Here is a 25981-nt window from a genome sequence, read left to right as displayed (position 1 = left end):
GTGGAGCGCGGGCGGTGGCACAGGCGGCACCGCCTAGGCTGGATCCCTATGGCACATCTGCTGGGCGCCGAGGCGCTGCGACTCGAGTACCCCACGCGCGTGATCTTCGACGAAGTCTCCCTGGGGATCGAGGAGGGCGACCGCATCGGGATCGTCGGCCGCAACGGCGACGGCAAGTCGACCCTCCTGCGCCTGCTCGCGCAGCGCATCGAGCCGGACAGCGGCCGCGTCACGCACCGCCGCGGCGTCACGCTCGGGATGCTCGACCAGGCCGACACGGTCGATGAGGATCTGACCGTCGCGCAAGCCGTTGTCGGCGGCCTGCAGGAGCACGAGTGGGCCGGCGACGCGCGCACCCGCGACGTGATCGCGGGTCTGCTCCGCGATGTCCCCTGGGACGGGGTTATCGGCTCCCTCTCGGGTGGTCAGCGTCGCCGTGTCGCCCTGGCGAAGCTGCTCGTCGGCGACTGGGACGTCGTCTTCCTCGATGAGCCCACCAACCACCTCGACGTCGAGGGCATCGCCTGGCTCGCCGAGCATCTCAAGCGCCGCTGGGCCACCTCTTCGGGCGGGCTCGCCGTCGTCACTCACGACCGGTGGTTCCTTGACGAGATCTGCACCGCCACCTGGGAGGTGCACGACCGCCTGGTCGAGCCCTTCGAGGGTGGCTACGCGGCCTACATCCTCCAGCGCGTCGAGCGCGACCGGATGGCCTCGACGATGGAGGCCAAGCGCCAGAACCTGATGAAGAAGGAACTCGCCTGGCTCCGCCGCGGAGCGCCGGCGCGCACCGCCAAGCCCAAGTTCCGGATCGACGCCGCGAACCAGCTGATCGAGGACGAACCTCCGGTGCGCGACTCGGTCTCGCTCTCGCAGCTCGCCGTCTCGCGCCTGGGCAAGGACGTCGTTGACTTGCTCGACGTTACCGTCCGCTACGGCGAGCGGACCGTCCTCAACCGCATCGAGTGGCGGATCGCGCCCGGTGAGCGCACCGGCATCCTGGGCGTGAACGGCGCCGGGAAGTCCACCCTCCTGGGTCTGGTCGCGGGCAGCGTGGAGCCGACGAGCGGCCGGGTCAAGCGGGGCACCACCGTGCGCGTCGCGATCCTCGACCAGCAGCTGCGTGAGCTGACGGAGGTGCAGCACCAGCCGGTCCGCGAGATCATCGCGGAGCAGCGCACCAGCTACTCCATCGGCGGCAAGGAGATGACGCCGGGCCAGCTGCTCGAGCGGCTCGGCTTCTCGAGCGCACAGCTCTCGACGCCGGTGAAGGACCTCTCCGGCGGGCAGCGGCGGCGGCTCCAGCTCCTGCTTATCCTGCTGAGCGAGCCCAACGTCCTGATTCTCGATGAGCCGACCAACGACCTCGACACCGACATGCTCGCCGCCATCGAGGACCTGCTCGACTCCTGGCCGGGCACGCTGCTCGTCGTCTCGCACGACCGCTACCTGCTCGAGCGCGTCACCGATCAGCAGTACGCCGTGATGGATGGCGCGTTCCGGCACCTGCCCGGCGGGGTCGAGCAGTACCTCGACCTTCGCCGTGCGCTCCAGAAGGGGGCGCCCGCGCCGGCGTCCTCCGGCTCCTCCGCGCCGGCGCCGAGCGGTCTGGCGGGGGCCGAGCGCCGCACCGCCGAGAAGGAGGTGTCGGCCATCGACCGGCGCCTGCACAAGCTGACTCAGCTGACAAAGACCGTGCACGAGAAGATGGCGACCCACGACCAGGACGACTACGACGGCATCCTGGCGCTGAACGCGAGCCTCCGCGCCTACGAGGACGAGACGGCCGAACTCGAGCTGCGCTGGCTGGAGCTCTCGGAGCAGCTGGAGGGCTGAGCCCGGGCCCGCCCGGCTGCTCGACTACTCGGACGTCACGGGACGTGCGGCCGACGACCGCGACTTCGGAGTTTCCGGTGCGGGTGCGGCGGGCGGCGCGCTCAGCCGAAGTCGAGCGAGAGCTTGCGGAGCAGCTGCGCCAGGCGCTCCTGCTGCGCGTGGGTGAGCGCGCCGAGCAGCTCCTGCTCCGCGTCGACCAGGCGGGTGATCGCCGCATCGACGCGGGCGAGCCCTGACGGCGTCATCTGCACCAGCACGCCCCGTCCGTCGTTCGGGTCGTCCAGGCGCTCGACCAGGTCCCGCTCGACCAGCCGGTCGATGCGATTGGTCATGGTGCCGCTGGTGACCATCGTCGCCTGGAGGAGCTGCTTCGGGCTCATCCGGTAGGGAGCGCCGGCGCGGCGTAGCGCCGAGAGCACGTCGAACTCCCACGTCTCCAGCTCCGAGCGACCGAAGGCGATGCTGCGCGCGCGCTCGAGCTGCTTGGCTAGCCGGCGCATCCGCGAGAAGACCTGGAGCGGCGTGAAGTCGAGATCGGGCCGCTCGCGGACCCAGGCGTCGACGATCCCGTCGACCTCGTCATTCGCACTCACCCGTCCATTCTGGTGGTTGAGCTGCTCGGGGGACGCCGGGGCGGGGGAGGCGGGCGCCCCGAGGCGGAGCCCGGGCCTCGGGGATGGCAGGATAGACGGCGCGCGCGAGCGCGGTCCGCCATGGTGTAACGGCAGCACGGCAGCCTTTGGAGCTGTCCGGTCCAGGTTCGAATCCTGGTGGCGGAGCGGCGTTTGCACGACGTCGTTCGGCTGGTCGTCCCCACGGCTCGACGACTGTCGCGCGCGTTGGCCTGGTGTGGCTTTTGCCTGACAACACAGTTCTGATCACCTTCGCCTACCTTCATCGAATGGACCTCCTTCGTCGACTGCTTGGCCATCCCGCCTGGTGTGCAACCGTCGCTCACGAATGTCGGATGTCCTCATCGGAGCCGGATCTCGAGGATCTGAAGGATGCGCCAGATCTCTTTGGCGAACCGCTATTCCCCGAGAATCCCGGGAGCATAGTGTGACCACCGTCTACCGAAAGAAATTGTCGCGACCCGGCGACGCTCCGACGAAGAATCTCGGCGTGGCAGAGAATCTTGCCATCATCCACAGTCGGAATATCAAGGCCGTGTTTTTCACGGATGACGCCGGCCCGGCCGCTCTCCTCGCAGGGGAGCCGAGCGGCATACAGGTTCACACTGCGACTACTTGGGGGCTGCTGCTGACCGCATAGTGCGCACACTGTGTAGACGGCGACACGCTCTGGTCGTACGTCTCAGGACTTCGCTCCAAAAACAGGCACTTACGACCTGGGCGAGCCGGAGTTAACCGTGACACATTCGCTGTCTGGTTGGAGAGTTGAGGCGACTCGTCGAACCGTCCGAGGGAAAGAGTCATCGGGATTGAGCTACGGTTGCGAGAGGACCGGGATCCCTTGGGCTGCGGCGGGTCTGAGGGGGCCGCCAGACCGGCGAGGCGCCGCAACCGGGACGGCTCGCTGTCGGTTCCGGTAGCGTGATCGGCGGCGCGCAGCCAGTCCGAGGCCCCGGGACGTGTCCGGGAACCTGTCGGCTGTCCGTTTGAGACGAGTCGCCAATCCGATCGCGGATGCAGTTCTGAGGGTTGCCGACGATCTTTAGCGGTCGGCCGGAGCGCTCACGGAGGAGAACGAATCATGGCAGACAGTACGCTCGCCGTCGTGATCCTGGCGGCAGGCCAGGGCACCCGCATGAAGTCCCGCACGCCGAAGGTCCTGCACCGACTCGCCGGGCGGCCGCTGCTCGGGCATGTGCTCGACACCGCCGCCTCGCTCGACGCGGCGCATGTGGTGACCGTGGTGCGCCACGAGCGCGACCGGGTCGCCGAGGCGGTCCTTGACCACACGCCCGCCGCGCTGGTCGTCGATCAGGACGACACTCCGGGCACCGGCCGCGCGCTCGAGCAGGGGCTCGCGGCGCTTCCGGAGTCCTTCGCCGGCACTGTCGTCGTGCTCAGCGCCGATGTCCCGTTGCTCGACGCGCCGACGCTGCGCCGCCTGGTCGACGAGCACCTCGACGCGGCGAACGCGCTCACGATGCTCTCCTGCGTGCTCGAGGACCCGACCGGCTTCGGCCGGATCGTCCGCGGGGGTGACGGGGCCTTCGCCTCGATCGTGGAGCAGAAGGACGCGAGCGTCGACGAGCTGGCCCTCACCGAGATCAACGCGGGTGTCTACGCCTTCGACGCCGCCGCGCTCCGTTCGGTGATCGGCGCGATCGGCACCGAGAACGCGCAGCGCGAGAAGTACCTCACCGACGCCGCCGCCGCGCTCAAGGCCGTCGGCCGCGCGATCGAGGCCGTTCCCGTGCAGGACCGCTGGCTCGTCGCAGGCATCAACGACCGTGCCCAACTCGCGGACGCGGCGCTGGAGCTCAATGCACGCATCGTGCGCCGCTGGCAGCTCGAGGGCGTCACGATCCAGGACCCGGCGACAACCTGGATCGACGTGGACGCGGTGCTCGCCCCGGATGTCGAGATCCTCCCCGGCACCCAGATTAAGGGCCCGACGGTCATCGCCACGGGCGCGGTCATCGGCCCCGACACGACGCTCGACTCCTGCGAGGTCGGCGAGGACGCGGTCGTGAAGCGCTCGGACGCGACGCTCGCCGTGATCGGCGCGCAGGCCCAGGTCGGCCCGTTCTCGTTCCTGCGCCCCGGCACCGTGCTCGGCGCCCGCGGCAAGATCGGCACCTACGTCGAGACCAAGAACGCCACGATCGGCGAGGGATCGAAGGTGCCGCACCTCTCCTACGTCGGCGACGCCGTGATCGGCGAGGACTCGAACATCGGCGCCGGCTCGATCTTCGCGAACTATGACGGCGTGAAAAAGGCGTCCTCGGTGGTCGGTTCGCATGTGCGGGCGGGGTCGCATAACGTCTTCGTCGCCCCCGTTAGAATCGGTGACGGAGCGTACACGGGCGCCGGCACGGTCATCCGCAAGGACATCCCCGCCGGGGCCCTCGGCATCACCGTCGCTCCGCAGCGCAACATGGCCGGGTGGGTGCAGACCCACCGTCCGGGAACCGCAGCGGCTGACGCCGCCGAGGCGGCCCTGGCGTCGGACCCCCTCGGATCCGACCAGGCGAGCACCCCAGAAAGCGGAGCACAGTGAGCGGCATCACCGCCAGTAATACGAAGAGCCTGGTCCTCGTCTCGGGGAGGGCGCATCCGGCACTGGCGGAAGCGGTCGCCGATGAGCTCGGGACCGAGCTCGTCACGACCGAGGGACGCACCTTCGCCAACGGCGAGCTCTACGTCCGCTACGGCGAGTCCGTGCGCGGAGGCGACGTGTTCGTCCTCCAGTCGCACACGTCGCCCATCAATGAGTGGCTGATGGAGCAGCTGATCATGGTCGACGCGCTCAAGCGCGCCTCCGCCAAGCGGATCACCGTGGTCGCCCCGTTCTACCCCTACGCCCGCCAGGACAAGAAGGGTCGTGGGCGCGAGCCGATCTCGGCCCGCCTCGTCGCCGACCTGTTCAAGGCGGCCGGAGCCGACCGGATCATGTCGGTCGACCTGCACGCGGCGCAGATCCAGGGCTTCTTCGACGGCCCCGTCGACCACCTCTTCGCGATGCCGGTCCTGCTCGAGCACTTCCGCGAGAAGCTCGACCCCTCGACCCTCACCATCGTCTCGCCCGACATGGGTCGCGTCCGCGTCGCCGACATTTGGAGCGACAAGCTCGGTGTCCCGCTCGCGATCATCCACAAGCGCCGCGACCCCAAGGTCGCGAACCAGGTCTCGGTGCACGAGATCGTCGGAGAGGTGGAGGGCCGCGTCTGCCTGCTCGTTGACGACCTCATCGACACCGGCCGCACCATCGCTAAGGCGGCGGAGGCGCTGAAGAAGGCTGGCGCGATCGGCGTCGTCGTCGCGGCCACTCACGCCGTGTTCTCCGACCCTGCGGTCGAGCTGCTGAGCTCCGGGTTCATCGATTCGGTCGTCGTCACCGACACGCTGCCGCTGCCGGAGGAGAAGAAGTGGGACCGCCTGACGGTCCTGCCCATCGCCCCGCTGCTCGCCCGGGCCATCCACGAGGTCTTCGACGACGGCTCCGTCACGTCGATGTTCGACGGCGACGCCTGACCCCTCCTGCCGGTCGAGCGCCCGCTTCTCCTGCCGGTCGCACGCCCTACGGTGAGCGCGTGCCCCTCCGCTCGCAAACGACCCTCGCCCTCGCCGCGCTGGTCGCGATTGCCGCGGTTCTCGCCGCCCTGCTCGGGCTCGGCCGGCAGGGCGCCTCCGCTCTGGTGCGGTTAACCGACGCGGGGGAGATCCCCGCCCGCTTCGCCGTCCGTGACCGCCGAACAGGAGTGCCCGCGGCAGCATCGTCCGCCGCCCCGACCGCGGCCGCCGCGGCGATCCTCCTGGCGGGGCTGCTGATCGCCCGTGCCTTCCGGAGGTGACGCGACGGCCCGCTCACGCGGAAGGCGCCCCGGCAGGCGGGATCCGTGGATCCGACATGCGGAGGCGCTTGCGCTGTGCGCCGCGAGGTCAGTGCGTGGAGGGATCCTGCTCGACCTCGGTGCGATCGCCCGACCACAGCGTGTGGAAGGTGCCCTCCTTGTCGACCCGCTGGTAGGTGTGCGCGCCGAAAAAGTCACGCTGGCCCTGGACGAGAGCCGCCGGGAGGCGCTTCGAGGCGAGCGAGTCGTAGTAGGACAGCGCGGCGCCGAAGCCGGGGATCGGCACACCCGAGAGCGCGGCGGTCGAGACGATGCGGCGCCAGGCTGCCTCGCCGTTCGCGACAGCCTCGGCGAAGTACGGGTCCTCGAGCAGGGTCGTGATGCCGGCGTTCTCGTCGTAGGCGTCCACGATCCGGTTGAGGAACTGCGCGCGGATAATGCAGCCCGCGCGCCAGATTGTGGCGACGGCGCCCTTGTCAATCTCCCAGCCGTACTTCTCGGCGCCCGCGATGATCGCGTCGAAGCCCTGCGAGTAGGCCACGACCTTGGAGGCGTAGAGCGCGGCGCGCACGTCGTCCTCGAAGCCCTCGTACTTCTCGACCGGGGTCGGACGCGACGTGATGCGCGCCTGGACGGCTTCGCGCTGCTCCGGGTGCGAGGAGACGGCGCGAGCGAAGACGGCCTCGGCGATGCCGCCGACGGGGACGCCGAGGTCGAGCGCGTTCTGCACGGTCCAGACACCGGTGCCCTTGGAGCCGGCCTGGTCGAGGACGATGTCGAGGAAGGGCTTCCCGGTGTCGGCGTCGACCTGGCGAAGCACCTCGGCGGTGATTTCGATGAGGTACGACTCGAGGTCGCCCTTGTTCCAGGCGTCGAAGACCTCGGCAATGGCGGCGGGTTCGTGACCACCGACGGTGCGTAGCAGGTCATATGCCTCGGCGATGAGCTGCATGTCCGCGTATTCGATGCCGTTGTGGATCATCTTGACGAAGTGGCCGGCGCCATCGGTGCCGATGTGGGTGACGCACGGCTCACCCTCAGCGACCGCGGCGATCGAGGAGAGGATCGGCCCGAGGGTCCGGTACGACTCCACCGAGCCGCCGGGCATGATCGAGGGGCCCTTGAGCGCGCCCTCCTCGCCGCCGGAGATGCCGGTGCCGACGAAGTGGATGCCGGTTTCGCGGACGGCCTTCTCGCGGCGGATGGTGTCCGTGAAGAGAGCGTTGCCGCCGTCGACGATGATGTCGCCGGGCTCGAAGACCCGAGTCAACTGCTCGATCACGGCGTCGGTGCCGCGGCCGGCCTGGACCATGATGATCGCGGTGCGCGGAGTGGCGAGGGAGGCGGCGAAGTCCTCGATTGTCTCCGAGGCGACGAAGCCCGCCTCCGGGTGCTCGGCGATGAGGGTCTCTGTGCGGCCGTAGGAGCGGTTGAAGACCGCGACGGTGTTGCCCTCGCGGCTGGCGAGGTTGCGCGCGAGGTTCGAGCCCATCACCGCCAGACCGACGACTCCGATGTTGGCTGTGGCGGTGGGCTTGTCAGACACGGTTCTCCTCGACGTTCGCGTTCAGGGGCGTTCCCAGGCTAGCCCCGGCCGTTCTGGGGCGCCCGGAGTCCCTGTGCCGAGGATCTGCACATCGGTCGCCGAGCGGGCGCACGGCCGTGCGGATCGGGCCCGGGCGCAGGCGGCCGACCGCCGCGGTCAGAACTCGGCGAGAGCGAGTTCGAGGCCGCATTCCAGCGCAGAGGTCCGGCTCTCCTCCGGCAGGCCGCAGTCGCTGACGATCCCGTCGAGCACCTCCAGCGGAAGCGCCTTGAAGCGCTCGAAGAGACCGAACTTCGTGCTGTCGGCCACGAGGATGCAGGACGCGGCCGCCTCTCGCGCAGCGTGCTTGAGCACCACCTTGTCGGTCTCGGGAGTGGTCACGCCGTGGAGGAGATCCCAGGCGCCGGTGCTGACGAAGGACAGGTCGAGACCGAGCCCAGCCACGGTCGCTGCGGCGAGCGGGCCGCTGGCGGATCCGCTGGAGGAATCGACGACTCCGCCCGTATGAATCGTCGTGATCTCGGGGTGTGGCAGCAGCGCCAGCACCGTGAAGAAGTCGTTCGTGACCACGGTCAGGCCGCGTCGGTCGAGGAGGAACGGCACGATCGCTTCACAGGTCGTCCCCGCATCGAGGAAGACCACCATGTCATCCTCGACGAGCTCTGCGGCCCGCCGTCCAATGGCCTGCTTGCGGGGCAGCTCAAGGTTGACCCGCGAGCCTCGCTCGCGCGGCGGCTCCGATCCGAGAGCGCCGCTGAGCCGCACTCCGCCCTGCACCGGGACGACGCGGCCTGACTCCTCGAGCGTCGCGATGTCGCGCCGAACGGTCATGTGCGACACGTTCAAACGCTCGCCGAGGTGGCGGATGCTGAGGACTCCGGCGCTGCGCAGCAGACGCAGGATCTCCTGGTGGCGCTGCTCGGGGATGAGCGGGGGCGAGACAGTCATCGTGACCACTGTAGAGGCGATCCTGCGCCGATCTGCATACAAGTATGGTGCTCTGTGATGATTCGGGCTACCGTGTGCCTCGATGTTAAGCAAACAGAAAGTCCTCACGACCATCGTCCAGACCGGCGCCATGCTGATCGTCCGACCCGAGAGTGCGAAGGAGGCGCTCGCCGTCTCCCGCGCCGCGGTCTCCGGCGGCTTCCGCGCCCTTGAAATCACGCTCTCCTTTCCCGGCGCTCTCGAGGTGATCAGCATCCTCTCGGCCCAATACGCCCAGAAGGGCATCGCCATCGGAGCGGGCACTGTCCTCGACGCCCAGGCGGCCTTCGCCGCCATCCAGGCCGGCGCAAGCATCCTCGTCAGCCCGAACCTCGACCCCGCGATGATCCGCACCGCGAACCGCTATCAGATCGTCACGATCAGCGGAGCGTTCACCCCGACCGAGGTCGTGCAGACGCTGGAGGCGGGGGCCGACATCGTCAAACTCTTCCCCACCGCACCGGCCGGGCCGGACTACGTCAGGGCGTTACTCGCGCCTCTGCCGCAGGCGCCGATCCTGCCTGCGGGCGGCGCCACTTCGCAGAACGTCCGCGCGTGGTTCGCCGCGGGGGCGACGGCGGTCGGAGTCGGCAGCTTCGTCACCCGGGCCGCGCGTCTCGATGGGGACCTCGGTCATGTGACACGAGCGTCCGAGGAGATCCTCGCGGCCATCGCCGCCGCCCGGTCCTAAGCCGACCGCCTCTGCTCCCGGTCCGCCGGTTTGGTCCGCCGGTTTGGCCGTGCGCCTCCGACCGGGGTGACTCCCCTGCTCCCCACAGCCCGCCGCCCGCCCACAAACACGAAGGAGTGATCGACAGATGACTGAGAGTGCCGCCCGACCCGCCCTTGATCCCGCCGAGAGGAAAAGCATCCGCATTCGCTGGTTCCTCGTCGGCTTTCTCGTGCTCGGCGGAGTCGTCAACTACCTCGATCGGAGCACACTGAGCGTCGCGAACACGACGATCGCCCAGGAGTTCGAGCTGGATGCCCTGCACATGGGTCTGCTCCTCTCGGCATTCTCCTGGCCGTATGCGATCGCGAACCTCCCGGCGGGGTACCTCGTCGACAAGCTCGGTCCGAAGCGGATGTTTGCGTTTGCCGCGGGAGCGTGGTCGCTCGTCTCGATGGTCACCGCGGCCGCCGGCTCCTTCGGCGCGCTCTACGCGGCGCGGGTCGCTCTCGGGATCGCCGAGTCGCCGTTCTTCACCTCGGCGCTCGCGGTCAACGAACGCTGGTTCGCGCGGTCCGAACGGGCTCTGCCCTTGTCGCTCGTCAACACCGGCTCGCAGATCGCCAATGCGATAGCGCCGCCGGTGTTGACGCTGCTCCTGGTCACGATGAGCTGGCGAGGGATGTTCCTCGTCGTCGGTGCTCTCGGCATCGTCATCGCGGTGGTGTGGCTGCGGATCTACCGCGATCCGACGCTCCGAGAACACGCGATGATCGCGGGGGACGCGGCCCGGGCGCGAGTCTCCGCCTCCGCCGAGAAGGTGGGCTGGGGCTCGCTCCTGGCGCAGCCGAATACCTGGTTCATGGTGATCGGCGCCTTCGGCATCTTCTCTACCGTGTGGGTCTACCTCACCTGGCTGCCGAGTTATCTGCAGACCGCTCGCGGTTTCAGTCTCGCCGAGAGCGGCGGAGTCGCCGCCCTTCCCTTTCTCTGCGGGATCGTGGGGGTCCTCTTCGGCGGCTGGCTCTCGACCCGCCTCATCCGCCGGGGGATGTCGACCGTCCTCTCGCGCAAGATCCCGATCGTCGCAGGCGCGCTGCTCGCGTCGGCCGCGGTGCTTCCGCTCGCGTATGTCGACAGCACGCCCCTCGCGATCGCGCTGCTCTCGCTCGGCTACTTCGCCTCGCAGGTGCCGATCGGTTGCCTGTGGACGCTCGCCTCCGATCTCGCGCCGCCTCGGCAGGTCGCCTCGCTCGGCGCCATCCAGAACTTCGGCGGCTTCATCGGCGCGGCGGTCGCGCCCGTAGTGACAGGGGCGATCCTCACGGCGACCGGTGGTGACTACACCGTGGTGTTCCTCGTCGGTGGAGTCCTGTTGCTCGTCGGCGCCGTGTCCTATGGATTTTTCGTGAAGGATCGGTCGACCAGTGCCTCCTGAGGGCGTGGCCGAGCCGCTACCGAGCCCGCGCCTCGCCCGTGCCGATGGATTCACGTCCGGCCGGCTCTATATCGTCATCGGACCGGCCGGCTCGGGCAAATCCACGGTGAGCACACGACTCGCGAGCCGACTCCGCGCCGCCTACGTCGATAAGGATTCCGTCGCCACCCTCTTCACGGAGTCGCTACTCCGCCTCGCCGGCACAGACCCCCAGACGCGCGACGACAACGTGTACTACCAGGACCATGTGCTCGAGGTGGAGTACCGCACGTTGCTTCGCCTCGCCGGTGACAACCTCCGCCTGGGCACCCCGATCGTCCTCGACGCTCCGTTCGTCCGCTTCTTCCCGCAGGAGGACTTCCTCGAGAAGGCCGCTCGGGAGTTCGACTGGCCACCCAGTACCGAGATCGTGGTCGTCCACGTTACCGCCGACCGCGCGCGGATGCGCGAGCGAGTGATCGGCCGGGGCTACGACCGCGACGCCTGGAAGATCACTCACTGGGACGAATTCTGGCGGGCAGCGCGGGCCGCGGACTGCCGATGGCTCGGTGCCAGGCACGTCACGATCGACAACAGCTCGGCAGACCCAGGAGCACTTGAGGAGGCTCTGACGGTGCTGGTTCCGATCGAGTGACGGCGAGGGTGGGGACCGCGCGGGCCGATGACTCCGCCCCGCTCAGGCCCCGTGCCCGCTCAGGCTCCGTGCCCGCTCAGGCTCCGTGCCCGGCGGGGACGCGCTCGCTCGGGATCGGTGGCGGTGGGGGAGTGCCGTCGCCGAACGGACGCCCGCCGAGCTCCTCTCGGCCGGAGGGGACCAGCCAGCCGGAGAGGTCGGGCCCCTTGGGCACGACGCCGGTCGGATTGATGTCGCGCTGCACCTCGTAGTAGTGCGACTTGATGTGGCTGAAGTCGATGGTGTCGCCGAAGCCCGTAGTCGAGAACAGGTCGCGGGCGTAAGCCCAGAGCGCGGGCATCGCCGAAAGTAGGTTTCGGTTGGCCTTGAAGTGGCTGTAGTAGACCGCGTCGAAGCGAGCGAGCGTGGTGAAGAGGCGGACGTCGGCCTCGGTGATGGTGCCGCCCACCAGGTAGCGGCGGGTGCTCAGCCGCTCCTCCAGCCAGTCCAGGCGCGCCCAGAGGCGGTCGTAGGCCCGCTCGTAGGAGCGCTGCGAGCCGGCGAAGCCGCACTTGTAAACGCCGTTATTGACGTCGTGGAAGACCAACTCTGCGACCTCGTCGATCTCGTCGCGGTGCTCCTCTGGATAGAGGTCGGGGGCGCCGTCGCGGTGGAAGGCGGTCCACTCGGTCGAGAAATCGAGCGTCATCACCGGGTAGTCGTTGGTGACGACCTGGCCGCTCGGGATGTCCACGAGGGCGGGCACGGTGATCCCGCGCGGGTAGTCGGGGAACCGGGCGAAGAACGCGTCCTGGAGCCGCGGGATGCCCAGCACGGGGTCCACACCGCCCGGATCGAGGTCGAAGGTCCAGCTGCGCTTGTCGTGCGTCGGCCCGCAGATGCCCATCGAGAGAGCGTCCTCCAGCCCGAGCAGACGGCGCACGATCACGGCACGGTTCGCCCACGGGCAGGCGCGGGATACCACGAGGCGGTACCGCCCCGCCTCCACCGGATACCCGTCGCGGCCGTCGGCGGTGATCCGTGTCGGGATGTAGTTCGTGTCGCGGTGGAAGCCGTTCTTCTCGACGTAGGAGCCGAAGTCGTCGCTCGTCATACCGGTACGCTAGCCAGTTGGCCGGGGCTTGAGGTCTCGAGCCCGGCAAGGGGCCGCGTGCTGGCGGGCTGGCGCCGTGCCGGGTAAGGTAGGCAGCTGAACTTCGGCGAGGGATGCATGTGCATCCGTGATCGACGCGGTGGAAGCAGGCGAGGCCCCCACGGGGCGCCACGGACTTCTCCTCACGCTGAGCTGCGTTCGAGTCGACACACCGTCCGTGGCCGCAGGCCACGACCCGATCCGGTGGCGCTGGGCGCCGCCCAAGGAGAACATCATGGCTGAACTGAGCAATAAGGTCGTCGTCGAGGTCCGTACCTCGTTCGGCAAGGGCGCCGCCCGCAAGATCCGCGCGCAGGACAAGATCCCCGCGGTCCTCTACGGCCACGGCACCGAGCCCCAGCACCTCACCCTCCCGGGCCACCAGGTGCTCCTGCTTACCCGTAAGGCGAACGCGATCCTCGAACTCGACATCGAGGGCGCGGCGCAGACCACGCTGGTGAAGGACATCCAGCGCGACCCGGTGCGTCAGATCATCGAGCACATCGACCTCGTCGTCATCAACAAGGGCGAGAAGGTCGAGGTCGACATTCCCGTGCACATCGAGGGCGACGCCGCTCCCGGCACCCTCGTCTCGATCGAGTCGAACACCCTCTCGCTCGAGGTCGATGCCACGCGCATTCCGCAGAGCGTCGTCGTCTCCGTCCAGGGCCTCGAGGCCGGCACGCAGATCTCCGCCGCCGACGTCACGCTCCCCGAGGGTGCGACGCTGGTCACCGACCCCGAGATCCTCATCGTCAACGTCACCGCCGAGGTCGAGCAGGACCTGGGTGCGGACGACGAGACTCCGGCCTCGGGCGACGTCGTCGCCGAGAACGCGGAGTAGTCCGCGCCATCCCGAGAACGGGCCCGCTCGCAGCCGCGGCGGGCCCGTTCCGCGTCCGGCGGGGATCACTCCGCTCGAGGAAGAGGAACGAGATGGGTGACACCTGGCTGGTCGTCGGACTGGGCAACCCGGGCGCGCAGTACGCACGCAACCGGCACAACGTCGGCCAGATGGTGCTCGACGAGCTCGCGACGCGGATTGGCGGCTCGTTCCGCCGACACAACCGCGCGAACGCCGTCGTCGCCGAAGGCTTCCTCCGCCCCGGGGGACCGAAGCTCGTGCTGGGCAAGCCCAACAGCTTCATGAACCTCTCGGGCGGGCCGACTGCGCAGCTGCTCGACTTCTTCTCGATCGACCCGTCGCACCTGATCGTGGTGCACGACGAGCTCGACATCCCGTTCGACACTCTGCGGCTGAAGCAGGGCGGCGGTCACGGGGGCCACAACGGCATCCGCGACATCCTCGCCGCGACCGGAGGAGCCGAGTTCTTGCGCGTGCGAGTCGGCATCGGACGCCCGCCGGGCCGCCAGCTGGCCGCCGACTTCGTGCTCAAGGACTTCGCCGCTCCCGAGCGCGAGGCCCTGCCGATCCTGGTGTCCGACGCTGCCGACGCCGTCGACCTCATCGCCACCTCCGGCCTAGCGGCCGCCCAACTCCGGTACCACACCCTCCCCTAACCCACCCGCGCCCACCCCACCACTGAGGGAACCCCGGACCGTTCAGGGAGCCCGGAGATCCGGGTTCCCTCGACGGTCCAGGGTTCCCTCAGCGGCGGGCCGGCGGCCGGCGGGCGGGCGGGCCGGTGGGCAGGCGGCCGTAAACTGGCGCCGTGCCCCTCAACGAGATCATCTCGGCGCTGTCGCGCGCCTCCACCTTCGACGATGCGCTGGCGTACGCGGTGCGGGACGCTGATTTCTCGGTGGCGGATGGCCTTCGGGTTCCTCTGCTCGCGGGGCTGATCGAGCGACGAGCGGAGGCGGGGCGCCAGCAGGCCGCGCTGGTGGTCACGGCTACGGGGCGCGACTCCGAGAACGTTCGTGCCTCGCTCGGCTGCATGCTTCCGGACGCGGACGTCGTCGAGTTCCCCGCGTGGGAGACGCTGCCGCACGAGCGTCTGAGCCCGAGCGCCGAGATCGTCGGGCGGCGGCTCGACGCGCTACGGCGGATGAAGCACTGGTCGGGGGAGCGGCCGCTCGTGGTCGTCGCCTCGGTGCGCGCCGCGCTGCAGCCGGTCGCGGACAACCTGGCCGACATCGAGCCGATCCGGCTGGTGAAGGGTGCGCGCGGGTACGACCTGGGCCGCATTTCGGCCGAGCTGGTCGATCTGGCCTACGCGCGCGTCGACATGGTCACCCGCCGCGGCGAGTTCGCGGTGCGCGGCGGCATCCTCGACGTCTTCCCGGCAGTGGCCGAGCACCCGAGCCGGGTGGACTTCTTCGGCGATGAGGTCGACTCCATCCGCGGCTTCTCCGTGGCCGATCAGCGCTCGCTCCCGGGCGAGGTCGACTCCGTGGTCCTTCCCCCGAGCCGCGAGCTGCTGCTCGTGCCGGCGGTGCGCCAGCGGGCGCGCGAGATGCTCCACGAATTTCCGAGCTTGTCCGCGATACTCGCGAAGATCGCCGAGGGCATCCCGGTCGAGGGCATGGAGTCGTTGGCGCCCGCGCTGCTGGAACGACTGGTGCCTCTCTCGCACTACCTCCCCGAAGGCGCGGCCGTCGCCGTCCTCGCACCCGAGCGCGTGGCGACGCGGGCGATCAGCCTCGCCGAGACGAACCGCGAGTTCCTGCAGGCGGCGTGGAGCGCGGCGACCGCCGGCGCCGAGGCCCCGATCGACCTCGCCTCCGGTGAATTCCTCTCGCTCGGCGCGCTGCGCGACTCCGTGACACTCAGCGCTCCGGGCGCCGACACTCCGGATCACCCGTGGTGGACGATGAGCACGTTCCGCCAGGGCCCCGCCGCGGGCGAGGCCGAGGTGCTGCCGGAGGAACTCGGCATCGATGAGATCCTCGCCGTCCGCGTCGAGGGCGAGCCGGTCCCCGGTTTCGGGGCGAACGTCGAGGGCGCCCTCGCGCACGTCCGCGCACGCCTCGCCGACGGCTGGACCGTCGTCCTGACCGCCCCCGGCACGGGCACCGTTGAGCGCACCGATCAGGTGCTCGCCGAGCACGAGGTCGCGGCGCGCATCGTGGCCGACCTGCCCGCCGGGCTCGAGGGTGGTCTCGCCTACGTGGTGCAAGCCTCCGTCGACCACGGCTTCGAGGTCGCGGAGGCCAAGCTCGCCCTGGTCACCGACACCGAGTTCTACGGCCGCAGCGTCGGCTACGACTCCCGCGCGGTCAAGAAGCTCGCGTCGCGCCGCAAGAACGTCGTGGATCCACTGCAGCTCAGCCCCGGCGACCATGTGGTGCACGCCACGCACGGTATCGGCCGTTTCGTCGAACTCTCGCAGCGCGAAGTCTCCAGCGGCGGCCGCAACGCGGTGAAGACTCGCCGCGAGTACCTGGTGCTCGAATACGCGCCCAGCAAGCGCGGCTTCCCCGGCGACAAGCTGCTCGTCCCCACCGACCAACTCGACCTGCTCTCCCGCTACGTCGGCGGCGAGGCTCCGGCGCTGAGCAAGATGGGCGGGAGCGACTGGGCGCAGGCCAAGAGCAAGGCACGGCGAGCGGTCCGCGACATCGCGGTCGAGCTGGTGAAGCTGTACTCCGCCCGGATGGCCTCGCGCGGGCACGCGTTCCCGCCGGACACGCCGTGGCAGCGCGAGCTGGAGGAGGCGTTCCCCTTCGCCGAGACCCCCGATCAGCTCACGGTGATCGACGAGGTCAAGGCCGACATGGAGCGGCCGATCCCGATGGACCGCCTGCTCTCGGGCGACGTCGGCTTCGGTAAGACCGAGATCGCCGTGCGCGCCGCGTTCAAGGCGATTCAGGACGGCAAGCAGGTCGCGATGCTCGTGCCGACCACGCTGCTCGTGCGCCAGCACCTCGAGACGTTCCAGGAGCGCTTCGCAGGCTTCCCCGTGCACCTGCGGGCGCTCAGCCGGTTCCAGAGCGCGAAGGAGTCGAAGGAGACGATCGACGGCCTCGCCGACGGCACCGTCGACATGGTGATCGCAACGCACCGGCTCCTCAGCGACACCATCGTCTTCAAGGATCTGGGCCTGCTCGTGATCGACGAGGAGCAGCGTTTCGGCGTCGAGCACAAGGACAAGCTCAAGGCGCTAAAGAAGAACGTCGACATCCTCTCGATGAGCGCGACGCCGATCCCGCGCACGCTCGAAATGGCGGTGACCGGCATCCGCGAGATGTCGACTCTCGCTACTCCACCCGAAGAGCGCCATCCGATCCTGACCTTCGTCGGCCCCTACTCCGAGAAGCAGATCTCGGCCGCGATCCGCCGCGAGCTGCTGCGCGAGGGCCAAGTGTTCTTCGTGCACAATCGGGTCTCGACGATCAACCGTGCTGCCTCGCAGATCGCCGAACTGGTGCCGGAGGCGCGCATCGCCGTCGCCCACGGCAAGCTCAGCGAAGCTCAGCTCGAGCGGATCATCGTCGACTTCTGGGAGCGCAAGTTCGACGTGCTCGTCTCGACCACCATCGTCGAGACCGGTCTGGATATCCCGAACGCGAACACACTGATCGTCGACCGCGCCGACAAGTACGGGCTCTCGCAGTTGCACCAGTTGCGCGGACGGGTGGGCCGTGGCCGCGAGCGCGCCTACGCCTACCTCCTCTACGACGAGACGACGCCGTTGAGCGAGACGGCGCACGACCGGCTACAGACTCTTGCCGCCAACTCCGACCTCGGCGGCGGCATGCAGATCGCACTCAAAGACCTCGAGATCCGTGGCGCGGGCAATCTGCTCGGCGGCGAGCAGTCCGGGCATATCCAGGGCGTGGGGTTCGACCTGTACCTGCGCATGATCGGCGAGGCTGTCGATACCTTCCGCGGCGACGTCGTCGAGGGGCAGACGGAGCTGCGGCTCGAGCTGCCCGTCGACGCGCGCATCCCCGAGGAGTACGTCGACAGCGAGCGGCTGCGCCTGGAGGCGTACCAGAAGCTCTCGGCCGCGTCCTCGCCGACCGCGAAGGAGGGCAGCATCGACCTAGTGGTCGAGGAGCTGACCGACCGCTACGGCGAGCTGCCGGAGGCGGTTGAGAACCTGATCCTGGTGTCGCGGCTGCGGATGCGCGCGCAGAGGGCGGGCCTCAGCGACGTGGTTGCGATGGGCTCGAACGTCCGCGTCGCTCCCGCGCACCTGCCTGACTCGATCCAGGTGCGCCTGCGCCGGATGTACCCGAGTGCGAAGTACCTGCAGCAGGCCGATGCCGTCGTGGTACCGATGCCCGTGCTCGACGGCGTGCCGCTGGGCGACCGCGCGCTGATCCAGTGGGTGGCGTCGCTCCTGGACGCGCTGTTCCCGGAGCCGGTCTCGGTCTGAGCGTCCCGCCCCGCCCCCTCGATCCCGGTGCCGGTCGCGCTCGAATGACGTCGCATCGTCGTGCCACTGCCTGCCGTCGACCTCCATCACGGCCCAGTCGTCGATCACAAGATCGACCCGGCCGACGCCGGGGATCTCGACCTGTGACTCGCACTCCATCCCGGCGAGCGTGAGACCCACCCGCGCGACGGATTCCGGCCCTGATCCGGCGCGTGCATCGGTGAGTCGAGCCACACACGAGAGCCGGCGGGGAAGCCGGCTGAGGACGTCTGCGAGAGCGGCGGGGCTGATCAGGCGAAGGCAGGAGCCGATGACGGCCACGGCGAACTCGATGCGCTGGCAGGTGAGGACGTGGCCCACCGCCTCCTCCCGCGTCGTTCGGATCGAGCGGTAGGGTGCCTCGCTGATCCGGTGACTCCAGTGGGTGACCACGTCTTCCGGCCGGGTCGCCGCTCGTGGGCGGGAGCTCGACGTGATCGCGAGAGGGAGCCGCGGATCCGGTGGCCGAAAAGCTCCGGCCTCGGCGAGGAGCGTGATGCCGGTCAGCGACCCGCGGGCGATCGCCGCGCGCAGCTGCCCCGTGCGTACATCCGTGGACAGTCCGACTATTCCGCCGCCTGTGGAGGGACTTCAGCCCGGGCTGCGGGTCAGGCGCGGCCGCGGATGACGGCCTGCTTCACCTCGGCGATCGCCTGGGTGATCTGGATACCGCGCGGGCACGCTTCCGTGCAGTTGAAGGTCGTGCGGCAGCGCCACACGCCCTCCTTGTCGTTGAGGATGTCCAGCCGCGCGCCGCCCGCGTCGTCGCGCGAGTCGAAGATGAAGCGGTGGGCGTTCACGATCGCGGCCGGCCCGAAGTACTGTCCGTCGGTCCAGAACACCGGGCACGACGAGGTGCACGCGGCGCAGAGGATGCACTTGGTGGTGTCGTCGAAGCGGGCACGGTCGGCGACCGACTGCACGCGCTCCTTGCCCTTGGGCGCCGGGGTGTTGGCGACCAGGAACGGTTGGACCTCGCGGTAGGAGGCAAAGAACGGCTCCATATCGACGACCAAATCCTTCTCGAGAGGCAGTCCCTTGATCGCCTCGATGTAGATCGGCTGCGAGATATCGAGATCCTTAATCAGCGTCTTGCAGGCCAAGCGGTTGCGGCCGTTGATCCGCATCGCATCCGAGCCACAAATACCGTGCGCGCAGGAGCGGCGGAAGGTCAACGACCCGTCCTGATCCCACTTGATACGGTGCAGGGCGTCGAGGACCCGGTCGGTGGAGTACATCTCGACGTCGAAGTCCTGCCAGCGCGGCTCGGCGTCCACCTCGGGGTCGAAGCGGCGAATGATGAACGTGACGGTGAAAGCCTCCGGGGCCGCGGGGGCGGCGGGCGGCTGCTCGAGGGTAGCGGTCGACATGGCTAGTACTTCCTCTCCATCGGCTGGTACCGGGTGATCACGACGGGTTTCCAGTCGAGCCGGATGTGGTCACCGGCGTCGGAGGAGTGGGCGTCACCGGAGAGGTACGCCATCGTGTGCTGCATGTAATTCTCGTCATCACGCTGGGGGAAGTCGTCGCGCATGTGACCGCCGCGGCTCTCCTTGCGGTTGCGCGCCGAATAGACCACGACCTCGGCCAGATCGAGCAGGAAGCCCAGCTCGACGGCCTCGAGGAGATCGGTGTTGAAGCGCTTGCCCTTGTCCTGCACCGAGATGTTGCGGAAGCGGTCGCGCAGGCGCTGGATGGTCCCGGTGACGGCCTCGAGGGATTCGTCCGTGCGGAACACCTGCGCGTTCTTATCCATCTCGTCCTGCAGCTCCTTGCGGATCGAGGCGATCCGCTCGGTGCCGGTCGCGGAGCGGAGCGAGGCGAGCATGTCCCGAATGGCGCCGGCCGGATCGGCGGGTAGGGGAGTGAAGTCGACGGTTGTGGAGTAGTCCGCGGCGTTGTTGCCGCTGCGCTTGCCGAAGACGTTGATGTCGAGCAGCGAGTTGGTGCCGAGGCGATTGGAGCCGTGCACCGAGACGCAGGCGCACTCACCGGCGGCGTAAAGGCCGGGGACGACTGTGGTGTTGTCCGAGAGCACCTCCGCCTTCACGTTGGTCGGAATGCCGCCCATCGCATAGTGCGCGGTCGGCATCACCGGGACCGGCTCGACCACCGGGTCGACGCCGAGGTAGGTGCGGGCGAACTCGGTGATGTCGGGGAGCTTAGTCTCGAGCACCTCGGCGCCCAGGTGGGTGCAGTCCAGCAGCACGTAGTCCTTGTGCGGGCCGGCACCGCGGCCCTCCGCCACCTCCTGGACCATGCAGCGGGCAACGATGTCGCGCGGTGCCAGGTCCTTGATGGTGGGGGCGTAGCGCTCCATGAAGCGCTCACCCGAGGCATTGCGGAGGATCGCTCCCTCGCCTCGCGCCCCCTCTGTGAGGAGGATGCCGAGGCCGGCCAGGCCAGTCGGGTGGAACTGGAAGAACTCCATGTCCTCCAGCGGCAGGCCCTTGCGCCAGATGATGCCGACGCCGTCGCCGGTGAGGGTGTGCGCATTGGAGGTGGTCTTGTAGATCTTGCCGAAGCCGCCGGTCGCGAAGATGATCGCCTTCGCCTGGAAGACGTGCAGCTCACCCGTCGCGAGCTCGTAGGCGACGACTCCAGACGGCTTGTCCACGCCGTCGATCTTCGTCATCACAAGGTCGAGCACGTAGAACTCGTTGTAGAAGTTGATGCCGAGCCGAACGCAGTTCTGGAACAGCGTCTGCAAGATCATGTGGCCGGTGCGGTCGGCCGCGTAGCAGGCCCGGCGCACGGGCGCCTTGCCGTGGTCGCGGGTGTGCCCGCCGAAGCGGCGCTGGTCGATCTTGCCCTCTTCGGTGCGGTTAAAGGGCAGGCCCATGTTCTCGAGGTCGATGACCGCGTCGATGGCTTCCTTCGCGAGGATCTCCGCCGCGTCTTGGTCGACGAGGTAGTCGCCGCCCTTGACGGTGTCGAAGGTGTGCCACTCCCAGCTGTCCTCCTCGACGTTCGCGAGAGCCGCGGCCATGCCGCCCTGCGCCGCTCCGGTGTGGGAGCGGGTGGGGTATAGCTTCGAGATCACCGCCGTCTTCGCCTTCGGGCCGGCCTCGATGGCCGCACGCATCCCGGCGCCGCCGGCACCGACGATCACCACGTCGAACTGGTGGTAGTGCACGCCGTCAGGTCCGACGGTCTGCGCGAAGGCGCTCTGGTCGGCGCCGGTGTGGGAGTGGCCTGGTGTGCTCACGGGGTGGGTGCTCCGTCGTACGGGGATGGGAGGGGGAGGTGCCGGGTCGAGGTGTCACGAAGCGGGAGCGGCGCGCGGCCGACTCCGCTCCGCGGTGCCGCGATCACGCTGCGCAGAACGAGGGCAGCAGGTCGGCCGCTGTGCCGGTGGGGCACGGGTCGAACGCGAAGACGACCCAGGTGCCGAGCGCGATCAGCGCGACGACGGCGACGAGGATACCGCCCTTGAAGGTCTTGGCCAGCAGCGGTGAGGTGGCGTAGTCGTTGACCAGCGTGCGCATGCCGTTGCCGCCGTGGATCAGCGCCAGCCAGAGCATCAGGACGTCCCACCATTGCCAGAACGGGTTGGCCAGCTTGCCGCCGACGAAACCGAAGTCGATGGCCTTGATGCCGTCTCCGAGCAGCAGGTTGTAGATCAGGTGCCCGAAGATCAGGACGATCAGCACGACGCCGGAGGCGCGCATGTAGATCCAACCCCACTTCTCCCAGTTGGTGCCGGAGGAGCGGGTCGGGGTGTGCGGGGTCCGCGGTGGTGCGACGGTGCTCACTGCGCACCTCCCTCGCTGAAGACATTGATCAGGTGACGCGGGGCGAAGCCGAGCATCAAGACGACCCAGAGGCCCATCACGACCCAGAAGAGCACGCGCTGGTTGCGGGTGGCCCAGCTCCAGAAGTCGACCAGGATGATCCGCAGCCCGTTCAGCGCGTGGAACGCGATGGCGCCGACGAGTCCGGTCTCGCCGAGTCCCATGATCGGGTTCTTGTACGTGCCGATGACCGCGTTGTACGCCTCCGGGCTCACCGCGATGAGAGCCGAATCGAGGACGTGCACGAGGAGGAAGAAGAAAATGGCAACACCGGTGATCCGGTGCAGCACCCACGACCACATGCCTTCGCGACCGCGGTACAGGGTGCCGGCCGGACGCCGGATCTTTCCCTGCTTCCGGGGTGCGAGGGTTTGAGCAGTTTGAACTGACACGAACAACCCTCCCTGGTTGTGCTCCGACGGCCTGACCAGTTCCCGCGTCTCAGGGACACGGGCGGGGCGGGGAGCGACGAGAAACTCGCCTGATGATTCTAAGTGAGCGGGCAGGTGGGCGCGGCTTAGGCGAGCCTTAGCTGCGGGGCAGTGCGAGGGAGGGCGCACCCGCCGCGGCGTAGTGGGCGAGGAGCTCGTCGGTGAGCGCACTCCATGTGCGGTGGAGCACTCGGCGGCGACCGGCCTCGGCGAGACGGGCGCGCAGTCCGGGATCGCGCACCAGTCGCTCGACCTGGCGGCGCAGATCGGAGTCGCTCTCGGGCGCGTAGAGCACGCCGTCGACCCCGTGCTCGATCAAATCGGTGGGGCCGCCCGCGTGCGGGGCGACGACCGCCGTGCCGGAGGCCTGCGCCTCCTGCACCGTCTGGCCGAACGTCTCCTCCGTTCCGGTGTGCACGAAGACGTCGAGCGCGGCGAAGACGGCGGGCAGCCGCTCGCCGTCGAGCCGGCCGAGCATCCGTGCCTGTCGACCCAGGGCGGCGGCCACTCGGGCGGCGGAGGGGCCGTAGCCGCCGACGACGAGCTCGGCGCCCGGGAGTGAGCTGAGCGCCGCCATCCGCTCGACCCGCTTCTCGGGGGAGAGGCGGCCGATGTAGCCCACGAGCGAGTCGCCGGGGGCCAGCTGCGCGCGCACGGCCTGCGCGTAAGGGGAGGAGCGGCTGCGCGGGTGGAAGCGCTCGCTTTGCACGCCGCGTCCCCACAGCGCGGTGCGCTGGATGCCGGCGGCGGCCAGATCATCGAGCGCGCTGCTGGAGGGGGCGAGCGTCAGATCCGCCCCGGCGTGGATCTGACGGATGATCCGCCAGGCGAGGGCGCGGGCGCCGCGGATGCCGTAGCGGGCGGCGAACCGGGCGACGTCCGTCTGGTAGATCGCGACACTCGGCACGCCGAGCCGCCCGGCTGCCGCAATGGCGCGGGCGCCGAGGAGGAAGGGGGACGCGACGTGGACGACGTCGGGCTCGAAATCGGCCAGCTCCCGGGTGAGCGCGAGTGTGGGAATCCCGACCGGGAAGTCGCGGTAGGCGATCGCGGGATGCTCCACCACGCGATGCCCGGCGTAGTGCCCGGGCGCGCCCGCCGCCGGGCAGATGACGAGCGCTTCGATCCCGCGCTCGGCGAACTCGTCGAGCACCCGCAGCACGCTCGTGGTCACACCGTTCAAGGACGGTAGGAAGCTCTCGGTGACGACCGCGACTCTCACTCCCCGGACGTTACGGCGCTTCGGTGAACGGCGGCGCGCGCTGGGATGAACGGACGGTCGCACTCGGGCTCCCTTGTATCCTGCGGACATGACATCACCTGAGACCGATGGCCGCGCCCCGCTCGACCGCTTCTACAGCGTGATCCCGGCCGGCGGGATCGGCTCGAGGCTGTGGCCGCTCTCCCGGGCCGACGCCCCGAAGTTCTTGCACGATCTGACGGGATCGGGTCAGACCCTCCTCCGCGACACCTGGGACCGCCTGGCGCCCCTCTCCGGTGCCGACCGGATCATGGTCGTGACCGGTCGTGCGCACCGCGCCGCCGTCGAGGAGCAGCTCGAGAGTCTTGAGGACCTCAACGTCGTCCTCGAGAGCGAGCCGCGCGACTCCTCCGCCGCTATCGGATTGGCCGCCGCGATCCTCGAGCGTCGCGAGCCCGGTGTGATCATCGGCTCGTTCGCCGCCGACCACGTCATCAGCGGGCAGCAGCTCTTCCACGACGCGGTCGCCGAGGCCGTCGTCGCGGCGGACGCGGGCTACATCGCGACGATCGGCATCACGCCGACGGAGCCGGCGGTCGGCTTCGGCTACATCCGCACCGGGAAGCACCTCGGGATCGACGGGGCGACGCACACCCGCGCTGTCGACTCCTTCGTCGAGAAACCGGATGCGGAGACCGCGCGCGCCTATCTCGTCAGCGGTGAGTACCTCTGGAACGCGGGCATGTTCATCGCTCGCGCCGACCGCCTCCTCGAGGAGCTCGGCCGTGCGAAGCCGAAGCTGCTCGCTGGCCTGCTCGAACTCGCCGCCGCCTGGGACACTCCGGAGCGCGGCGCGGTCGTCGACCGCATCTGGCCGGGTCTGGAAAAGATTGCGATCGACTACTCCGTGGCTGAGCCCGCCGCCGCGGCGGGCAAGCTGGCCGTGGTGCCGGGGCACTTCTCGTGGGACGACGTGGGCGACTTCGCGTCCATCGCGAAGCTGCACTCGAGCGGGCTGCGCTCCGATCTCGCCATCCTGGGCGAGGACGCGCGGGTGCTGGCCGACTCCGCGACGGGCATCGTGGTCAGTGGCGGCAATCGCACCATCGCCCTGATCGGAGTGAAGGACATCGTCGTGGTGGACACTCCCGACGCGCTCCTGGTCACCACGACCGAGAACGCGCAGAAGGTCAAGGGCGTCGTCGACGCCCTCCGCCTCTCCGGCCGCACCGACGTCCTCTAGTCCCCGCTGCACCCTGCCGAAGCGCGGCCCTCGTCCCGGAGGTGCCGCGCTTGGGCTGTCTGGGGCCGTGATCGTCGATGGTGGTCTCGACGGACCGCAGACCGAACGAGCCTGTTCTCCGCTGCGGTGACGGCCGGGCAACCGCGTTCAGTCGACATCTCCTGAGACGAGAGCATCCACCTGCCGGCGTGCGGCAGATCTGAGGCTCTCGGTAAGGCCGGCCGGGCCGCTCTCGGCTGTGCAGCGGAGGTCGAGGAAGCGTGAGGCCTTCCATCCGAGAGCGGAGCCCAATCCGCTGATCGCGGGTAGGTGATCGCAGGTGACGAGGGCAATGCCGCTCAGGCGTTCACGAATTGCTCGGCCGACAGGAGACGACTCCCAGCTCGTTCCCTCGGTGCTGGTGACGAGAAGAGCATTGCCGTCGTCACGGGCCACGAACATGTAGTTGAGGACCGGTGAGCGCTCGCCGATGGGCCAGAGGAGGTCCTCGCATTCCTGCTGGTCGATCGCCACGTCGGGAAGCGGTGTCGCATCGCAGGCTCTTCCGAGCGGAGTCACGAGATGCTCCCCGGACGGTGCCCGAGTGATCCGCACGACATCACCCGTGTCGTATCGAATGAGAGGGCGCAGGAGAAGGTCGAGCGGCGTGACGATGAGTTCGCCAGCGCAGTCGTCCTGGTCGCTGACGAGCGAGAGCAATCCGGTGCTGCGGTCACGGATCTCGAAGAGGAACCCGTGCGTTTGAAGCCTTAACCCAGGGGATGCCGCGACGGCGAGAGTACCTGTCTCCGACGAGCCGTAGGCGGCGTCGTGGACCCGCCCCCGGGAGAGTTCGGCGAGACGGCGCTTCAGGCCCGGAGTGCTTCGCTCACCGAGGAGGAGGACCGACCGGAAGGTGGGCGCGGCACGGCCGGCGTCCGACGCTCGCTGATAGAGGTTCAGTACTTGCGACGGAGGACCGGCTACGACGTCGGGGCGCAGGTTCTCGATAGTGTCGAGGACCCGGTCGTAATCGTTTCGGTAGGTGTCGACCCAGGTCCTGAAGGTCAGGAGACCGAGGTAATTCAACGCACGCTCGAACTGGAAAGCAGCAGGCCCCTGGGGTGAATTGATGAGGATCAGCGCAGTGCTGCCTGCCTCGATGATCTCGCTCCAATTCTCGCCGAAGGTGACGGTGGTGGTTGCGATGTCGAACGGACCCTTCGGCGTGGCCATTGGTCGCGAGGTCGTGCCGGATGTCTCAAAGTAGTGGGAGAAGTGTT

At 68.9% G+C, this 25981-nt stretch carries 22 protein-coding genes and 1 tRNA gene; 13 read left to right on the top strand and 10 right to left on the bottom strand.

Annotated elements, in window-relative coordinates:
* Positions 1 to 48: 48 nt before the first annotated feature.
* A complete protein-coding gene (locus C1O28_RS09535; RefSeq protein WP_097165455.1) occupies positions 49 to 1836 on the top strand; it encodes an ABC-F family ATP-binding cassette domain-containing protein in 1788 nt (595 codons plus the stop codon).
* 101 nt (positions 1837 to 1937) lie between these two features.
* On the opposite strand, the gene C1O28_RS09530 is transcribed toward C1O28_RS09535, so the two are convergent.
* Positions 1938 to 2429, bottom strand: coding sequence for a MarR family winged helix-turn-helix transcriptional regulator (locus C1O28_RS09530; protein WP_097165456.1), 492 nt, complete (start codon positions 2427 to 2429; stop codon positions 1938 to 1940).
* 114 nt (positions 2430 to 2543) lie between these two features.
* Here C1O28_RS09530 and C1O28_RS09525 point away from each other — a divergent pair.
* The 5 genes from C1O28_RS09525 (at position 2544) to C1O28_RS09505 (ending at position 6319) form a co-directional block, all read left to right on the top strand.
* Positions 2544 to 2615 (top strand) — tRNA-Gln (locus C1O28_RS09525).
* Between the two features lie 280 nt (positions 2616 to 2895).
* The gene (locus tag C1O28_RS09520; protein WP_127821491.1) at positions 2896 to 3108 is read left to right on the top strand and encodes a hypothetical protein; all 213 of its coding nucleotides are present in this window, start codon (positions 2896 to 2898) and stop codon (positions 3106 to 3108) included.
* A 441-nt stretch (positions 3109 to 3549) separates the two neighbouring features.
* Positions 3550 to 5025 carry a bifunctional UDP-N-acetylglucosamine diphosphorylase/glucosamine-1-phosphate N-acetyltransferase GlmU gene (gene glmU / locus C1O28_RS09515; RefSeq protein ID WP_097165457.1) on the top strand — a complete coding sequence of 492 codons (1476 nt, stop codon included), beginning with the start codon at positions 3550 to 3552 and terminating at the stop codon, positions 5023 to 5025.
* The gene (locus tag C1O28_RS09510) at positions 5022 to 5999 is read left to right on the top strand and encodes a ribose-phosphate diphosphokinase (RefSeq protein ID WP_097165458.1); all 978 of its coding nucleotides are present in this window, start codon (positions 5022 to 5024) and stop codon (positions 5997 to 5999) included. The genes glmU and C1O28_RS09510 overlap by 4 nt, the downstream gene beginning before the upstream one ends.
* Positions 6000 to 6058: 59 nt before the next feature.
* Positions 6059 to 6319: a hypothetical protein gene (locus C1O28_RS09505; RefSeq protein WP_097165459.1), complete on the top strand. Its 261-nt coding sequence runs from the start codon at positions 6059 to 6061 to the stop codon at positions 6317 to 6319.
* 88 nt (positions 6320 to 6407) lie between these two features.
* Here the strand turns inward: C1O28_RS09505 and gndA are convergent, their stop codons facing one another.
* Positions 6408 to 7811, bottom strand: coding sequence for an NADP-dependent phosphogluconate dehydrogenase (gndA, locus tag C1O28_RS09500; protein WP_237397948.1), 1404 nt, complete (start codon positions 7809 to 7811; stop codon positions 6408 to 6410).
* A 210-nt stretch (positions 7812 to 8021) separates the two neighbouring features.
* A complete protein-coding gene (locus C1O28_RS09495) occupies positions 8022 to 8813 on the bottom strand; it encodes a DeoR/GlpR family DNA-binding transcription regulator (RefSeq protein ID WP_097165674.1) in 792 nt (263 codons plus the stop codon).
* Between the two features lie 82 nt (positions 8814 to 8895).
* Between C1O28_RS09495 and C1O28_RS09490 the strand changes: the two genes are divergently transcribed.
* From C1O28_RS09490 to C1O28_RS09480, 3 genes are all read left to right on the top strand, one after another.
* Positions 8896 to 9543, top strand: a complete 648-nt coding sequence (locus C1O28_RS09490; RefSeq protein ID WP_097165461.1) for a beta/alpha barrel domain-containing protein — start codon at positions 8896 to 8898, stop codon at positions 9541 to 9543.
* 127 nt (positions 9544 to 9670) lie between these two features.
* A complete protein-coding gene (locus C1O28_RS09485) occupies positions 9671 to 10960 on the top strand; it encodes an MFS transporter (RefSeq protein WP_097165462.1) in 1290 nt (429 codons plus the stop codon).
* The gene (locus C1O28_RS09480; RefSeq protein ID WP_243391997.1) at positions 10950 to 11594 is read left to right on the top strand and encodes a P-loop nucleotide/nucleoside kinase family protein; all 645 of its coding nucleotides are present in this window, start codon (positions 10950 to 10952) and stop codon (positions 11592 to 11594) included. The genes C1O28_RS09485 and C1O28_RS09480 overlap by 11 nt, the downstream gene beginning before the upstream one ends.
* Positions 11595 to 11670: 76 nt before the next feature.
* Here C1O28_RS09480 and C1O28_RS09475 read toward each other — a convergent pair whose 3' ends face one another.
* On the bottom strand, positions 11671 to 12687 hold the full coding sequence (locus C1O28_RS09475; RefSeq protein ID WP_097165464.1) for a glutathione S-transferase family protein: 1017 nt from the start codon (positions 12685 to 12687) through the stop codon (positions 11671 to 11673).
* A 274-nt stretch (positions 12688 to 12961) separates the two neighbouring features.
* Between C1O28_RS09475 and C1O28_RS09470 the strand changes: the two genes are divergently transcribed.
* From C1O28_RS09470 to mfd, 3 genes are all read left to right on the top strand, one after another.
* Positions 12962 to 13570: a 50S ribosomal protein L25/general stress protein Ctc gene (locus C1O28_RS09470; protein WP_097165675.1), complete on the top strand. Its 609-nt coding sequence runs from the start codon at positions 12962 to 12964 to the stop codon at positions 13568 to 13570.
* A gap of 92 nt (positions 13571 to 13662) precedes the next feature.
* Positions 13663 to 14247, top strand: a complete 585-nt coding sequence (gene pth / locus C1O28_RS09465; RefSeq protein ID WP_097165465.1) for an aminoacyl-tRNA hydrolase — start codon at positions 13663 to 13665, stop codon at positions 14245 to 14247.
* Positions 14248 to 14399: 152 nt separating this feature from the next.
* Entirely contained in the window at positions 14400 to 18011 is a 3612-nt protein-coding gene (gene mfd / locus C1O28_RS09460) for a transcription-repair coupling factor (protein ID WP_097165466.1), read from the top strand.
* Between the two features lie 647 nt (positions 18012 to 18658).
* On the opposite strand, the gene C1O28_RS09455 is transcribed toward mfd, so the two are convergent.
* The 5 genes from C1O28_RS09455 to C1O28_RS09435 form a co-directional block, all read right to left on the bottom strand.
* Positions 18659 to 19420: a succinate dehydrogenase iron-sulfur subunit gene (locus tag C1O28_RS09455; protein WP_068254543.1), complete on the bottom strand. Its 762-nt coding sequence runs from the start codon at positions 19418 to 19420 to the stop codon at positions 18659 to 18661.
* 2 nt (positions 19421 to 19422) lie between these two features.
* The gene (sdhA, locus tag C1O28_RS09450) at positions 19423 to 21186 is read right to left on the bottom strand and encodes a succinate dehydrogenase flavoprotein subunit (protein ID WP_243392013.1); all 1764 of its coding nucleotides are present in this window, start codon (positions 21184 to 21186) and stop codon (positions 19423 to 19425) included.
* Positions 21187 to 21361: 175 nt separating this feature from the next.
* Entirely contained in the window at positions 21362 to 21805 is a 444-nt protein-coding gene (locus C1O28_RS09445) for a succinate dehydrogenase hydrophobic membrane anchor subunit (protein WP_097165468.1), read from the bottom strand.
* Positions 21802 to 22236, bottom strand: a complete 435-nt coding sequence (sdhC, locus tag C1O28_RS09440) for a succinate dehydrogenase, cytochrome b556 subunit (RefSeq protein ID WP_258058650.1) — start codon at positions 22234 to 22236, stop codon at positions 21802 to 21804. The genes C1O28_RS09445 and sdhC overlap by 4 nt, the downstream gene beginning before the upstream one ends.
* A gap of 136 nt (positions 22237 to 22372) precedes the next feature.
* Positions 22373 to 23497, bottom strand: coding sequence for a glycosyltransferase (locus C1O28_RS09435; RefSeq protein ID WP_181024630.1), 1125 nt, complete (start codon positions 23495 to 23497; stop codon positions 22373 to 22375).
* An 88-nt stretch (positions 23498 to 23585) separates the two neighbouring features.
* Between C1O28_RS09435 and C1O28_RS09430 the strand changes: the two genes are divergently transcribed.
* A complete protein-coding gene (locus tag C1O28_RS09430) occupies positions 23586 to 24719 on the top strand; it encodes a mannose-1-phosphate guanylyltransferase (protein ID WP_097165471.1) in 1134 nt (377 codons plus the stop codon).
* Positions 24720 to 24866: 147 nt separating this feature from the next.
* Here the strand turns inward: C1O28_RS09430 and C1O28_RS09425 are convergent, their stop codons facing one another.
* On the bottom strand, positions 24867 to 25934 hold the full coding sequence (locus C1O28_RS09425; protein WP_127821490.1) for a phenylacetate--CoA ligase family protein: 1068 nt from the start codon (positions 25932 to 25934) through the stop codon (positions 24867 to 24869).
* Positions 25935 to 25981 lie beyond the last annotated feature (47 nt).

This window comes from Rathayibacter rathayi (genome assembly GCF_004011095.1).
Lineage (GTDB): Bacteria > Actinomycetota > Actinomycetes > Actinomycetales > Microbacteriaceae > Rathayibacter > Rathayibacter rathayi.
The sequence above is the reverse complement of the archived record's forward strand: the minus strand, read 5'-3'. Positions and strand labels throughout refer to the sequence as shown.